General features: G+C 36.3%; 13 protein-coding genes. 6 read left to right on the top strand and 7 right to left on the bottom strand.

What is annotated here, in order from left to right; all coding sequences use genetic code 11:
* Window positions 1-226: 226 nt before the first annotated feature.
* On the bottom strand, window positions 227-388 hold the full coding sequence (locus tag F6K06_RS01220) for a hypothetical protein (protein ID WP_161564550.1): 162 nt from the start codon (window positions 386-388) through the stop codon (window positions 227-229).
* Between the two features lie 60 nt (window positions 389-448).
* Here F6K06_RS01220 and F6K06_RS01225 point away from each other — a divergent pair, with 60 nt between their 5' ends.
* The 3 genes from F6K06_RS01225 (at window position 449) to F6K06_RS01235 (ending at window position 4907) form a co-directional block, all read left to right on the top strand.
* Window positions 449-1219, top strand: a complete 771-nt coding sequence (locus tag F6K06_RS01225) for a class I SAM-dependent methyltransferase (protein WP_287242323.1) — start codon at window positions 449-451, stop codon at window positions 1217-1219.
* Window positions 1220-1733: 514 nt separating this feature from the next.
* Window positions 1734-4460, top strand: a complete 2727-nt coding sequence (locus F6K06_RS01230) for a DEAD/DEAH box helicase (protein ID WP_124145245.1) — start codon at window positions 1734-1736, stop codon at window positions 4458-4460.
* A gap of 207 nt (window positions 4461-4667) precedes the next feature.
* Window positions 4668-4907, top strand: coding sequence for a DUF2281 domain-containing protein (locus F6K06_RS01235; protein ID WP_124145246.1), 240 nt, complete (start codon window positions 4668-4670; stop codon window positions 4905-4907).
* A gap of 293 nt (window positions 4908-5200) precedes the next feature.
* Here the strand turns inward: F6K06_RS01235 and F6K06_RS01240 are convergent, their stop codons facing one another.
* The 3 genes from F6K06_RS01240 to F6K06_RS01250 form a co-directional block, all read right to left on the bottom strand.
* Window positions 5201-5380: a hypothetical protein gene (locus tag F6K06_RS01240; protein ID WP_124155173.1), complete on the bottom strand. Its 180-nt coding sequence runs from the start codon at window positions 5378-5380 to the stop codon at window positions 5201-5203.
* A gap of 34 nt (window positions 5381-5414) precedes the next feature.
* Complete coding sequence (locus F6K06_RS01245) at window positions 5415-6764, bottom strand: 16S rRNA (cytosine(967)-C(5))-methyltransferase (RefSeq protein ID WP_124145248.1); 1350 nt, start codon at window positions 6762-6764, stop codon at window positions 5415-5417.
* Window positions 6765-7196: 432 nt separating this feature from the next.
* Complete coding sequence (locus F6K06_RS01250) at window positions 7197-7463, bottom strand: hypothetical protein (RefSeq protein WP_124145249.1); 267 nt, start codon at window positions 7461-7463, stop codon at window positions 7197-7199.
* Window positions 7464-7506: 43 nt separating this feature from the next.
* On the opposite strand from F6K06_RS01250, the gene F6K06_RS01255 reads away from it, so the two are divergent.
* Window positions 7507-7794 (top strand): chemotaxis protein CheB, encoded by a 288-nt coding sequence (locus tag F6K06_RS01255; RefSeq protein ID WP_124145250.1) that lies wholly within the window; start codon window positions 7507-7509, stop codon window positions 7792-7794.
* Window positions 7795-8369: 575 nt separating this feature from the next.
* Here F6K06_RS01255 and F6K06_RS01260 read toward each other — a convergent pair.
* Together F6K06_RS01260 and F6K06_RS01265 are read right to left on the bottom strand one after the other, a co-directional pair.
* Window positions 8370-8513: a hypothetical protein gene (locus F6K06_RS01260; RefSeq protein WP_287308850.1), complete on the bottom strand. Its 144-nt coding sequence runs from the start codon at window positions 8511-8513 to the stop codon at window positions 8370-8372.
* A gap of 606 nt (window positions 8514-9119) precedes the next feature.
* Window positions 9120-9923 (bottom strand): MOSC domain-containing protein, encoded by an 804-nt coding sequence (locus F6K06_RS01265; protein WP_287242317.1) that lies wholly within the window; start codon window positions 9921-9923, stop codon window positions 9120-9122.
* Between the two features lie 519 nt (window positions 9924-10442).
* Here F6K06_RS01265 and F6K06_RS01270 point away from each other — a divergent pair.
* Together F6K06_RS01270 and F6K06_RS01275 are read left to right on the top strand one after the other, a co-directional pair.
* The gene (locus F6K06_RS01270) at window positions 10443-11807 is read left to right on the top strand and encodes an O-antigen ligase (RefSeq protein WP_124155175.1); all 1365 of its coding nucleotides are present in this window, start codon (window positions 10443-10445) and stop codon (window positions 11805-11807) included.
* A 490-nt stretch (window positions 11808-12297) separates the two neighbouring features.
* Window positions 12298-13611, top strand: a complete 1314-nt coding sequence (locus F6K06_RS01275; protein WP_124145253.1) for a glutathione S-transferase family protein — start codon at window positions 12298-12300, stop codon at window positions 13609-13611.
* Between the two features lie 559 nt (window positions 13612-14170).
* On the opposite strand, the gene F6K06_RS01280 is transcribed toward F6K06_RS01275, so the two are convergent.
* Window positions 14171-14305 carry a hypothetical protein gene (locus tag F6K06_RS01280; protein WP_287308851.1) on the bottom strand — a complete coding sequence of 45 codons (135 nt, stop codon included), beginning with the start codon at window positions 14303-14305 and terminating at the stop codon, window positions 14171-14173.
* Window positions 14306-14312: the final 7 nt, after the last annotated feature.

A 14312-nucleotide genomic window follows, 5' to 3' on the forward strand; every position in this document is an offset into this window, starting at 1 on the left:
TTATGGCTGTTTCGTGGGGGTGAAGCAATAGCGACATTCTTGAAAGGATTACTGGTCCTCATTTTTAGCCATTCTCAGCCTTCTTCGTCAACTACATAAATTTTCAATTCTCACCCAAAGAGATTAATCAAGATAGGTAAACAATAAAGCCCATAATACCAGTTATATAAGTAGAGCAAGGAATATTTAATTTATATTCAAAATTTTGAAAAAACTGGGGCAAGTTTTAGGTTTGGCTCAAAGCCGAATTTTCTTGGACATATTCAACAGTGTTCATAACCGAATCAATCTCAACTTCTGCACCTACGCGAACCACAAATTCACTGGGTCCAAATTCTGTACCAACATTTCCCCATATGTCTAATATTTTTTTTAATTTATATGCCATGATTTGATAATAGAGTTAAATTTATTAAAAGTAATATTAGTTAAGGTATGCAGAGATAAAATGAACCCACTAAATCGATTTTCCGATCGAGCCGAAGATTATGCTCAGTATAGACCAAATTATCCAAAAGAAGCGATCACTTTAATGATTTCTGGATTTGAAAATCCTTCAGAATTATTAGCAGCAGATATTGGAGCTGGTACAGGTATTGGTTCTAGAATGTTAGCTGAACAAGGTATTAATGTCATAGCTATTGAACCAAACCTTAAAATGAAGAATGCTGCTCAATCTCACCCTTTAATAGAGTTTAGAGAAGCAACGGCAGAAGCGACTAATCTTCCTAATGAATCAGTTGATTTAGTAACTTGTTTTCAAGCTTTTCATTGGTTTAATCTGGAACCTACTTTACAGGAATTTCACAGAATTTTAAAACCCTCTGGCAAATTAGCACTTTTATGGAATAACTGGAATAGAGAAGATGGATTTACTAAAGAAAATAGTAACTTAATGAAGCAGATATCTAAACATCATTCAAACACTAAAAAAAAACGACGTTTTTCAATTGCTTCCATAGAAAAAAGTTCCTATTTTGTCAATTTTCAACATTCAACATTTACTCACAGACAAGAGTTAGATTTGCCAGGATTAATAGGTCGTATTATGAGTTCGTCATCAGTGCCAAATCAAGGTTATGAACGAGAACAAATTACGGCAAATTTGAAAGCATTATATGAGCGATGGGTAGATAAAAAAGGTCTAGTTTATTTACTATATCGTACAGAACTATATGTTGCTGAACCCAGGTTAATAATTACTCCAAATCAGTTTTGACAGAACTTAGTAATGCTGTCAGAAAATTTTATTTTTATTTCTACTTAAAAAAATAACTTTGAGCGCAGAGTATTAATTGTGTAGAAAAAATCGTTAAAAATATGATATCAAATCCGTTTAATTAGGTATAAAAATATTGTCCATCTTCACCATTGCCAAATCTTTATAACTGTTTTCCCTCCTGACTCTTGTACGTCGCTAATCCGACGTCTCCCCTACCTGACTCCTGACTCCTACCTTCAAAAAATTTTATACCGATGCTACTGGATTTTATATGACATCCGTCAGATAGACTTTATCTGGCCGACCTCTTCCCTTGAAGAAGGAGACAGGAGACAGGAGACAGGAGACAGGAGGAAAATTACATGGGGATTCTAACCCCAAGTAATTTTGAACACCGTGTAGACGGTGAGGTATTAAACCCACAAAGAAAATGATAATTATTGTCCTCCATTGCTGACTATTTTAATGCACCATTTTAGCTGTGTCGGTCCACTACTACTAAAAAGCTAATATGACAGATAAACCTACAGATTATGCTGCTATTCTCCAAGCTGCAGGAAATCAATTACTATTACCTCCAGAGTGGTTAAAAATTGGTGCAAAAATTTATTCTCCTGAATATGGTATTGGTCAAATTACAGCAGTATTAGGCAAACGTTTAATTGTAGACTTTCTAGAAAATACAACCCCAGTACATTTTCCTGATTGGCAAATAGCAATTAATCAAAAACAAATTCATCAAAGAGATAGTAAAAATTTTCAGACTAAGAAGTTAAAACAGCCTGAAAAATCAAAGATTACTTCCGCAGAAATAGCAGCTATTCCCCGACCAGTATTTCAAACAATAGCCCAAGAATTTTCAGATAAATTAGTAGCTATAGAAAATACACCACCAACTCCAGGAAAACTTTATCCTTTGCCAGAAGATTTACCAATAACTCTCAAAAATTCTCTCATTTTACAAAAGATTACGGAACTCTATGAACATCAAATTGAATCATTAAACGCTCTGAGAAAAAAATTAGACCTTTGCATCTTTACCCCCACAGCTTCTGGTAAAACTCTCTGTTATAACTTAGGGATTTTAGAATCATGTTTACAACAACCTCAGACCACAGCATTATATATTTTTCCCCTCAAAGCATTAGCATTAGACCAGATGCAAAAGTTGGAAAAAATGGTCTCATACTTTCCCGAAAATTCTGTCAAAATTGGATTAATTACAGGTGACACATCCTCAAAACAAAGGAAAAAATTATTTATCCCCAACCCACCCAATATTTTAGGAGTCAGCCCAGATTTATTACACTATCAACTATATAGAATTAGAAGCAAAGATGGAGAAGGATGGCGTAAATTTTTTCAACAACTCCGCTATGTAGTTATAGATGAATCTCATACTTATAGAGGTGCTTTTGGCGCTCATTTTGCCAACCTAATGCGCAGATTAAAAATGGTGGTAGACAGAGTAGGAGGAAGTTCAAAAAAACTACAATTTATTTTTAGTTCAGCTACTATTGGCAACCCCGCAGAAATGGCAATGAGATTTAGCAACCGATCTGAGGAACCGGAACGACTTCATCTAATATCAAAAAGTGGTGCTGATAGTGCTGGTAGAACAATTTTATGTTTGGAACCTAGCGAAACTGCTAACCCCGATGCTTGTCAAATAATTCTGTCTTGGTTACGCCACGATCTAAGTGGGATAGTATTTTGTAATTCTCGCAGTGCTGTGAAAAAACTCCTGGGTATAATTAAGCGAATAGCTGATAAGAATGGTGAGAGTTATTTAGCAGATAAAGTGGCAATTTTTTATGGTTCTTTGCAATTTAATAGACGACAGGATATTATCCAAAAATTAGAAGCTGGTATAGTAAAAGTTATTCTTTCTACTTCTGCATTAGAAGCAGGAATTGATTTACCAGGACTTGATTGTTGTTTGGTGCGTGGTTATCCTGGTAGTTTAATGTCATGGCGACAGAGAATTGGTAGAGCAGGACGTAGAAATCCTGGGTTAGTGATGTTTTTACCAGTAGCTCAAAACCCGTTGGATAATTTCTATGGAAATAAACCAGATTTATTATTAAATGGTGAGGTGGAAAGTGCTGCTTTTAATCCAAATTATCCGACTATTTTGGGCAAACATTTAGAATGTAGTTGTGTCGAAAGTGGCCTACCTTTGAATGAAATAACAGAACGTTTTGGAGAAGTAGCTGGAGCTATTGCTGATAGTTTATTGAAACAAGAAAAAATCTATATTACTAACTCTTCTGAACTTTGGGGATATGGTTTTCCTCATCGGAATATTAATATTCGCGGTCATGCTCAAAATGATGTGGAATTAATCAATATTAATACTGGAGAAACTTTTGAAAAAATGCAAATGAGTCTTGCCCATCAGGAAGTTTTTCCAGGGGCAATTTATTTAGCCCAAAATTATGACAGTGAGTTAATTTTTTATCGTTCTGAGAATCTCGACTTAGATACAAAAAAAGCAATTTTAAAACCTTTAGGCAAAAATTGTAATTTAGAAAGCAAGCCAAAAACTGAGTTAGTTATTCAAGAAACTCAGCAATTAGCAAAATCCCAAATAATTCAAGCAAATATTCCGCACGCTAGATTAAGATTAAGTTTAATCTGGGGAGAAATTACCTTTTTAGTCACAGGATATGATTTGTTTGCTACTGAATATAAAAAAGGAGGTGAAATTACTAAAGTTGTAGATGGAGGTAGTTTCGATCCGCCCTATCAAACTCAATATCAAGCTCCAGTTGTGAAGGTAGAGATAAATTATGCTTTTAGCAATGCTATAGGGGAAAATTTTAGAGAAATTAAGGAGAAAATAAAAGAGAAGTATCAAGACAAAATTCCAGATAAATTCAAAAATTTATGGAGTTGTAATTCAGATTTTATTGCATTGCATAGTATGGGGCATCAACTAATGTTTGCTGTGCCTTTAGTAGTGTTAAGTTCGAGTCAGGATGTTCAATGGTTTGTGAAGCAAGAGAGAGGAGAAACTATCGGTTATTTTTTTGATACTTGCGATGGTGGAAATGGTGCGAGTGAAGCAATTTTTAATCAACTGTTGAAGTTTGCAAAGAAGGCAACAGAATTAGCAAAAAATTGTGATTGTGAATATGGTTGTCCCCGCTGTTTAACTCACCATAGTTGTCCTCAGCAAAATAGAGGTTTATATAAAGATTTAGGGTTGTTAATTTTGGAGGCGATCGCTGTTTAGGGAGTAGGGAGTAGGGAGTAGGGAATAGAAAACAAGAAAAACAACTGTACCTTAGTAACTTGAGAAACGCTATATCGCCCCTCGGTTATTCAGTCAAACTCTTACAAAGTTATATATGATATAATTATGAGTATTGACAAGTGATAACTGAAATTACACAGTTTTTGATGAGATTTTTATCCCTATTATTTGGTTAGAATAAAATTTATGAATACCGATATAGCTTTGTGGAAAGTTGTAATTAATCTGCCTGAATCTCTGAAAAAAGAACTGTTGAATTATGCAGAATATTTACGAGAAAAATATCCGAATAATCAACAATTCACAGAAAAGATAGAAACTGTTAAGGGTTATGGTAGTTGGGCAAATCAAATTATTATGTCAGATGATTTTGATGAACCATTAGAAGATTTGGCAGAATATATTTCAACAATGAATAATGAATAATGAATAATGAATAATTGTTGAACTCACACTTCTTGGGAATTGCAATGACACCTACCACCTAACACCTAAAAACTACCACTTACCGAATAATTAATAATTAAACAATTCAGGTTTAAAGCTTCCCCTTTTAAGGAGATAAAATCAAAAATTTTCCTTTTAGTCAATCCCCTTCTTTTAAGAATAAGTAATAATTAGGGCTTACCGATAAAATATAAAAGTATTGATATATAAAGGTTTGAGCATTTTTATGATTGAAAAAAGTGCCCCTGTTTCAGTTGAAAACCCTCAAAAAGCTAGTATTTTAGGCAAGAGTTGAGCAGAAAAATCATTCTGACAATTCTTACTCCTACCTCCTCGCTCATTCCCATTTCTCCTGACTTCCCCTCCTGGGAGGGGGAGGGGCGAGGGGTGGTTCGTCTCCTGTCTCCTGTCTCCTGTCTCCTGTCTCCTACCTCAGCAAAAAGACTTTCCATACGCAAACCCTAATTAATAATTAATAATTAATTATTAATTATTAATTGTTAATTTCTGACACTTTCTTCTCAATTTCACCATAAAAAAACCATCCATGTGTTCTCTATTAGGCCAAACTTTTACCCATCCTTCCACAGTGGGAGACACTATAAAATCAATAGTTGGCGCTTCAATTTCCCACTCAGAATTATTGGTCAAAAACTTCTCAATCACCTCCTCATTTTCTAAAGGATGAATTGTACAAGTTGCATATACCAAAACTCCGGCTGGTTTGACCCATTTGGCAGTATTTTCTAATAACTCACTCTGAAGTTTTGAGAGCTTTTGAATATTCTCTGGAGTTTGTCTCCACCTTGCATCCGCTCGACGGTGTAAAGTTCCTAAACCAGAACAAGGTGCATCTAATAAAACTCGGTCAGCTTGATTAATAAATTCAGGAAAACTTCGACTATCTCCTATATAAATAGAAATAGATTTTAACTGCAATCTTTCAGAATTTTGTTCTAACATTTTTAGTCGAGAAGCTGTTTTATCAATAGCAAAAATTTTGCCATTATCTCCTATTAATTCTGCTATGTGAGTTGTCTTACCTCCAGGGGCAGCACAGGCATCAATGATGATTTCTCCTGGTTGTGGATTTAATAAATAACTAACTAATTGAGCGCTACTATCTTGAACTGACCACCAACCCTCTTCATAACCCGGTAATTTTTGAATTGAACCTACTGCACCTGTTAGTCTTAAAAGTTGGGGAAATTGAGGTATCCAGTTAACACAAATACCTGTATTTTTCATAGCTGTTTCTACTTCTGTAATTGAGATTTTGAGTGGATTAATTCTTAAATCAAGACTCGGCGATTGATTGAACCATGAGCATAATTCTTCAGTTTCTCTTAAACCTAATGTCTCTATCCAATATTTAACTATCCAGTCAGGAAAACTATATAATGTTCCTAATTTTTGTACTGGATTTTTGGGCAAGTCAATCGTCAATTCTCGCCGAATATATTCTCTGAGTAAACCATTAATAAAACCAGTTAATTTAGCCAGTTTATTTTCTTTTGCTAGCTCAACTGTGGTATTAACTGCTGCTGATTCTGGAATTTGTGTTAAATAGGATAATTGATATAAACCAATATGGAGAATTATCCGTAAGTCTGGATGTTGTTGGTGAGATTTCTTTTTTGCTAATCGATCGATAATTGCATCAAGCGATCGCTGCCTTCTCACACATCCATAAACTAACTCTGTAACTAATCGACGGTTGGCATCAATTAAGTCATTTTTTCTCAAATGTTTATCTAGAGCAAAATCAGCAAAAGCTTCTTTTCGATACACTTCTTGGAGGATAATAAAAGCTAATTGACGAGGATTATTATTCACTACAATTAATTAAAAACAAATTAATAACTTTTTTGATTAATTACGAAATTATAGCATGATAATATAAATGCATGATTTTAACTTTAAAGAAGCGGTCAGCACTCAGCACTCAGTAATCAGTAGAATTATTTTTTTTACGTTTAGAAAGGGATTTCAAAACCTCCTAAACTATCCGGTTTATAGAAAGCGGGGATTTTAACCCAGAGTTCTAAAAGCTGATAGCTAGTTAAACTGTTCAAAATTTAAAATGGGTAGACAAATATTGACTGATTGAATAGTAAGCATTTCCTAGAGCTAATAGTTGAAAAGTCTTTCCCTATTCCCTATTTTCTTGAATAGTTTACTAAAATAAGTAGGGATTGCTGATTAAATATAAAAGTATTTACAGATAAAGGTTTTAGCCTTTTTTTGTTCAAAAAAAGTGCCTGTTTTTCAGCTCTTCACGCTCAAAAAGGAGCGTATTTTAGGCGCATAGTTGGGCAGAAAAATCATTCTTACAAAACGCCCGCTCCTACCTCCTCTAAGTACCCATTTATCCTGTCTCCTGTCTCCTGTCTCCTGTCTCCTACCCTCACCAATAAGACTTATGAGCGCAAACCCTAAGTAGTCAAACAAAACTAATTGTATATTTGATAGTCCGATTAAATAGGTAGGAAAAATTATTTTTATAGCATTGATTAAAGAAGTGAGGTACAACATATTGCCTATTGCTTATTCCCTGTTTCCTCTTCCCCATTAAAAAATGAAATTACAACTAGAAAACCAATTTTTTGTCGTAGGTCTAGCAATATTTGCAGAGAATCTAAAACTATTAGAAACATTTTTTTCTCATCTGCCAAAACAACTAAATATTGCATTCATAATAGTAGTCCAAAATCAATCTGCTAATTTTCCCAGTCACCTTGTCCAACTTCTAAAAGGAAAAACGATCCTCACAGTCCATAAAATAGAAGATGGAATGATAATAAACCCCTGGACTGTATATATTGTGCCAGAGGGAAAATATCTACACTTATGTAATGTTGATTGAGTATGAATGGATTGGAAAAATCTGTAGAATTATCAAACATACCAATCAAAAAGGTACTCGTTTTGAATATGTCTTGTCTTGTATTAATGATAACAAACCTTTTTTTACACCACACACGAAAAATTAATGCCTGTGTCTGTCGATCGCCTATAATATCAACAAGTCCGGCAGCGTCTGTATAATAAAAGGTTGTTTCTAGTAGTCAGTAGGAATAGCTTCAATATCATTTTTGAGGGCCTGCGCAATTCCTTTTTCTCAAAGATCAATCTGACTTCCAGCATTTTAGTTGACCTCATTATTTATAACTTTCTTGAGTGCATACTGCTATCATGGCCAATCCTATCGTTATAGCAAGCTACTACCCAACACATAGCGCTATAATATCATGTCCGGTTGAACAGTTATAAATAAATGATGGAGGAGTCAGGAGTCAACCCACCCCTAACCCCTCCCAGGAGGGGAAGGACCGAGTCAGGAGGGAATAAAGAAGAAGAAAGAACAGGAGAAGGATAAAGTTTTTTGGTCGCGTAAGCGGAACGGAATTCTATCACGCTCTTATCCGGACATGATGTAACTCACTTTGATGGCATTGTAAGTACGCGCCAGACAATAAAACCTGCAAATAAAACATAACCTGCTACTCCTACCCAGTCTTGCCAACTTCCAGATAATTGACTTTCCATAATTTCACTTCCTATTAATTTTGACTTGTATATCATATCAAATCCGTTTAATTCGGTATAAAAAAAGGCGTTGCACAGTGGCGAATGATTTGAGATTTTTGATTGAATTTGATTTTGGATTTGATAATTGCTAGAACAATTAATATTAGGTTTTTTTAGTCAAAGTCTAAACCTCTTTTTGGCAGTATCATTCCATAATGTGCAACCCCTAAAAAAATGTTCCATCTTCAACCATTACCAAATATTTCTCGATCTCTCCATCTCCCCATCTAATTACACCGATGCTACCGGATTTGATATGACTTACGCATGAACGCGATTGGTAGGGTGTGTTAGCGATAGCGCACAAACTCTATAGCGCTGTGCGCAGGCAACAGGCAATAGGCAACAACTCATCTGGGGGAATAAAAAGCTGATAATATAAGACTTTTAGCTATTGGACACCTCCTGTGATTTGTAAATATGCCAGCGCACATTGCTATACTTCTATTGTCAGTGCCTAAGTCCTAATTATAACAAATTATGGGTTACTTAGGACTTATACTGATAATCAACCGTAAGACAGGGAAATATTTTTTCCACTGTTCCCTGTTGCCTGCTATAGACTATCATAATTATTGATTGTTGTAAAAAATATAGAAATTAATCACTCAAAACTTGCAAAAGATCGCCAACCGCTACACTGCCATCACTATCAACAGTTGCCAATACTCCCGTGTGAGCGTGACCAAATTTTTCTTTCAACACCGATAATAAAGGAATATCGCGATCACCTGTTTCTGGATCGACCTCAATATTCATACACCGTCCAATTTTAGCAGTAACAGTAATTTGAGCATTACCCAAGCGCAACTGTTTTCCTACCAAGTCAAACTCTGACCAAGCATCTATTCCATCCACAACTACATTAGGGCGAAACCTCTGCACATCTAATATCGTGCCTGCCTTTTTTCCTAAATCATCCATAGTTGCCTGACTAATAATAGAAATATGTACAATTTCGCGGTCAGGGTAACGAGTTGTCTTACCATTTCCCACTAACTGCACGGGAGCTTTTTGAGGATGACGCGCTCCTTTATTCGGTGTGAGAGTAGTCAAATAATCTGTGAAAAAAGCACTAATGCGATCGCGTTCCTCAGATAAATCTGCATTTGCCTTCAGCAACTCAACTTCCTGCCGTCGCACAGTCAAAAATCCAGTTTCTGGGTCAAACTCGCAATTCAAAGCAGCTAAACCAGGCCAGTCATTTTGTACTGCAAAATGCTTTTTACTCATCCAAGGTATAACTTCTGGTATTGTAGAGTTATCAGAGTCGAGAAACATCAAAGCAAAAGCGCGATCGCCTTTAATGCCATATCCTGAAGTGAGGAAAAAATCCTGGCAATTTTTAGGAGTTAACCCTTTAACTGGATGAATAAATAATTGTTTAACTGTTGCTAATTTCATGTTATTTTTTATTATTGGAGATGCTAGTGGAAAAAAATTAGACCCTTATCTGTTGGGTTTGCTAGCGCTTAACCCAACCTACTTTATTACAAGTTTATATCATTATGCGTTTTCCTGCTCCCTAAAACTTATCATTTTGTACCTCACACTTTTTGGGAATTACTATTGCTATATTAGAGAGTGTTTGTAAAATGAATATAATGTAGTAGACTTACACAGCTAAAACTGTGCATTAGTTTTTAACTTGAAAACTCTTACTTTTGAATGCATGACTTTTGACTTTTGAATTGAATCTAATGCACCATTTAAGGTGTGTCAGTCCAGTAGAGTACGTTAGTATCACGTAACGCACTATCCCACAGCTAGGCAATGTTTTTTTCCACTGTTGCCTCTCTTGGTCAGCATTCCGCAAGCGAGCTGGCGTCGTCGCGGGGTCTGACCGCTGTTGCCTGTTGCCTGTTGCCTGTTGCCTATTCCCTGTTCCCTGTTCCCTGTTCCCTGCTATAATACCTAAAAAAATTGAATCATAATTCTCATCGTTATTTACAAAAAGAGTGGAAGTTCACTCAAATAGGACTATTACTGTTTCCTATATTACCAACTATAGGTATATTAACTCTAATTTTTGCCGTTATTAGCAGTTGGCAACAAAAATGGCGCAGCATTATTCGTCGTCCCCACAATATAGCCTTAGCTGGTCTTGCTGTCTGGTTAGCGATCGCTACATTTTTTGCATTAGACCGTCAGGAAGCCTTTTTAGGGTTAGCTAATTTATTACCGTTTTTTGGAGTATTTGCTGCCTTGAGTACTCTTATCCAAACTCCCTCCCAACTGCGACGACTTTCTTGGGTAATGGTACTCTCTTCACTACCTGTAGTCATTTTAGGTTTCGGACAATTATTTTTTGGTTGGTCTGGCCCCCTGAGTTTACAAATTATTTTAGGTTGGGTACTTGCACCACAAGGCAACCCTCCGGGGAGAATGGCTTCAGTATTTATGTATGCTAATATTCTCGCAATTTATTTGACGGTTGTATTTATTCTTGGGTTGGGGTTGTGGATTGAAAAATGGAAATTTTTATTTGGAAACAGGGTGACAACAGAGAGCGCACACCCAAAACAGAAAATGGGTCGCTTCAATATTTTTCATGGTGAGTCACCTCAAGAACTTATTTTTTTAACAGTGGCAATAATTAGTAATGGCATTGCTTTGGTCTTGACAAATTCACGCAATGCTTGGGGGTTAGTGGTATTTGCTGGTCTTGCTTATGCTATTTATCTTGGTTGGCATTGGTTAGTATGGTTAGTAATGACAGCAGTGGCAACTGTCTTTGGAGCTGCTTTTGCTCCTGCACCTTTGCAGCAATGGTTACGAATAATTGTTCCGGAATACTTTTGGGCACGACTCACAGATCGAGATTTTGATAGACCTGTAGCCATTCTACGCAGCACCCAATGGCAATTTGCTTGGAATATGACTTTAGAAAAGCCTTGGAGTGGTTGGGGTTTGCGGAATTTTACTCCTTTGTATGAAGCACAGATGCAAATGTGGCTTGGTCATCCTCATAATTTATTCTTGATGCTAACGGCAGAAACTGGAATTCCTGCTGCTTTGTTTTTGTTTGTTTGGGTGGGTTGGATATTGGCAAAGGCAGTATTGTTATTAATTAATAGGTCATCAATTTATTCCAGAGGAGACCGTTTCATATTTTTTAGTTATTTAGTAGCTTTTGCTGCTTGTACTATATTTAATATGTTTGACGTGAGTTTGTTTGATTTACGAATTAATACAATAGGATGGTTACTTTTAGCTGCAATTTGTGGGTTAGAGCGCTGCGCGCAGGCAACAGGCAACAGGCAACAGGCAACAGGCAATAAGCAATAGGGGGAATAAAAAACCGAGTCCAGTAGTAGCGCGTCAAGCCTTAAATGTTGTATTAGGATTTTGGACAAAAACAATATATAGCTTAGATTTTACCATTTTCCTATTACCCTATTTTAAGCTTGACACGACAGTAGGGTGTGTTAGCGATAGCGTAACTGAGCAAAACTTAGATATATGCCACCTTTTGACAACTGATAACTGATATCATGTCCGGTAGCATCGGTATTGTATAGAGAAGGTAAGGAAGAAGGAAAAAGGAAGAAGGAAGAAGCTTTAAGAGAAGGAAAAACCTTATAGAACCCCCGATCGTATCTTCATAAATATTAATTTAGTGGGGCGGGTTAATCAGATAATTTCTAACACCATTAATTTAACGCGGAACCCGCCCCTACTATTGCAACATTGGTGTGTCACGCCACTACGAAATATTTATTTGACTTTGATTTATGATAAAATTTCAGGTACATCTATCTAACAAATAAAGCTAGCAATGAAAACAGAGACATCTCAGCAAAAATCTCTTCCTAACTGGGAAGAATTACTAGAGGTTGCCCAACAAAATACTACGGCAAAATGGATATCAAGACCAGGACAAACACCTGCCACTGCAACAATATCCAGTCACCTCCATCGACTCAGTCCTGGGGAAAAACCTTCTGTCTTGCTCTATCGAGATACTCATGGTTGGTGTCCTTTCTGTGAAAGAGTTTGGTTTGCTTTAGAAGAAAAACAAATTCCTTTTGAAACTGAATTAATTGATTTATCAAACAAACCACAGTGGTATAAGGATATGGTGCCAACAGCATTGGTTCCCGCAGTCAAAATTGAGGGCGAGTTAGTTTATGAGTCTAAAGATATTCTGCTTGCCTTAGAAAAAAAATTCGATCGCTTTCCTCTACTGCCGATCGCCTCTCAAGAAAGGTCTGCGGCATTAGATATGATTGAGAATTTTGATGCCAATGGTTTAGTCAAATCAGGATATGCGTTTCTCCGAGGCAAACCTGCTAACTCTGAGCAATCTACAGAAACTATTCCGGAACAGATAGCGGCACAACTGCTGAATTTGCAAACAACTTTTGAGACAAAATCAGACCAGTTAGAGGTAACATTGGGTCAATATCCTGGTGTTTATTTTATGGGCGAGTTTAGTTTGGTGGATATTATGTATACTCCAGCTCTCAGAAGGTTCGCAGCAAATTTACCTGTATTCCGGGGATATTCTCTATACGACAATGACCGCTTTCCTCGACTCAATCAATGGTTGACAGCTATCAATAAACGTTCCTCTTATCAACGGATCAAACCTAGTGCTCGAACTAATAATTTGATTATGCACAAGTTATTTGGCGTACAACCTATCCATAAGAGTAAATCTCTAAGTGTTACTCAACCACAACCCCATGGAGAAGTAGAAAGTCAAACAGAAGAATATTCTATGGAGGCAGCGGCGAGATTAAGTAGTAACTACCAAACTGTGATTGCTGATATTATCAAAAATTCGGGAATTAAAAAATGGGTGATTCAGGAGACTTTACCCAGTATTGAATTAGCTATTGATCGGCATTTGAGACGTTTAGTTCATTGTTTAATTGAAGGAAGTATTCCATTATTTTCTGACAAACCAGTTGACTCAAAAACTGACCAACAGAATGAAGGAAAAGAGGAACCTGCTGCTGATGCTGCTGTAGGAGCGATCGCCCTTGCTTTTCTCAGAAATAGAGTTTGTGTTCCTCGGGATATGAGTGCGGGAGCAGCAGTTGCTTTAGAAACAACAATTGATGCTATGTTGTCTAGTATCTACTAGACATCTCCTAGACATCTCCAGAAAAGAGGGAGTAGGCAGCTTTGTTGTAGGCAGTAGGCAGTAGGGGGGAAAGAATTGATAATTTCTGTGTAATAAGGGAATAGCAGAAAATAAATTATCCCAATTTTTGTATTCTATCGTTAACTAGCTACTCTCTACTCCCTTACTTTTTCAATTTCTTCCCTACTCCCTACTCCCTACTCCTTTGAAGCTATCCCACTATTTTTAACAAGTTTATTTGTTTAAGTAAAATGTGTTTGAAAAGCTTGATTTTTCGTTTTTAAGTATCAACATATTTAGAGTTTTTAGCAAAAGTCTTATTAGTGGGATAGGTTCTTACTTTATTACTTTATTAAAATAGAATAGAAGTGAATCTAATTAGTGGGACTTACACAAAATCAAGCAATAAAATAGGCTCAAATATAGATAGGCACAGGCTTTTACGTCAAAAAGGTAAAATCCTGAATTACTAAGGGTGCTAGCCATTTTTAACGCCTCGACGTAATTCCCTTGTCTAGACTGACTTTGACGCATTTTTCCTACCAAAAAATGTCTAATATCATGTCCGGATAATAGCGTGATAAAAAACCTTTTCCCTTCTAACCTCTTCTTTCCTTCTGCCTCCAGCATAGCTGCCTTCTGCCTTACCTCCTCCAAAGTGTAAGTATTCAACCGGACATGATATAAGTACCATTAGAGGT

It is taken from the genome of Okeania sp. SIO1H4, from assembly GCF_010672695.1.
Taxonomy (GTDB): domain Bacteria; phylum Cyanobacteriota; class Cyanobacteriia; order Cyanobacteriales; family Microcoleaceae; genus Okeania; species Okeania hirsuta.

Coding starts and splice junctions, on each gene's coding strand:
- F6K06_RS01230 (WP_124145245.1), top strand. CDS start 1,734: ATGACAGATAAACCTACAGATTATGCTGCTATTCTCCAAGCTGCAGGA.
- F6K06_RS01265 (WP_287242317.1), bottom strand. CDS start 9,923: ATGAAATTAGCAACAGTTAAACAATTATTTATTCATCCAGTTAAAGGG.
- F6K06_RS01220 (WP_161564550.1), bottom strand. CDS start 388: ATGGCATATAAATTAAAAAAAATATTAGACATATGGGGAAATGTTGGT.
- F6K06_RS01275 (WP_124145253.1), top strand. CDS start 12,298: ATGAAAACAGAGACATCTCAGCAAAAATCTCTTCCTAACTGGGAAGAA.
- F6K06_RS01235 (WP_124145246.1), top strand. CDS start 4,668: ATGAATACCGATATAGCTTTGTGGAAAGTTGTAATTAATCTGCCTGAA.
- F6K06_RS01250 (WP_124145249.1), bottom strand. CDS start 7,463: ATGTTGTACCTCACTTCTTTAATCAATGCTATAAAAATAATTTTTCCT.
- F6K06_RS01280 (WP_287308851.1), bottom strand. CDS start 14,305: ATGGTACTTATATCATGTCCGGTTGAATACTTACACTTTGGAGGAGGT.
- F6K06_RS01225 (WP_287242323.1), top strand. CDS start 449: ATGAACCCACTAAATCGATTTTCCGATCGAGCCGAAGATTATGCTCAG.
- F6K06_RS01240 (WP_124155173.1), bottom strand. CDS start 5,380: ATGGAAAGTCTTTTTGCTGAGGTAGGAGACAGGAGACAGGAGACAGGA.
- F6K06_RS01260 (WP_287308850.1), bottom strand. CDS start 8,513: ATGATATACAAGTCAAAATTAATAGGAAGTGAAATTATGGAAAGTCAA.
- F6K06_RS01255 (WP_124145250.1), top strand. CDS start 7,507: ATGAAATTACAACTAGAAAACCAATTTTTTGTCGTAGGTCTAGCAATA.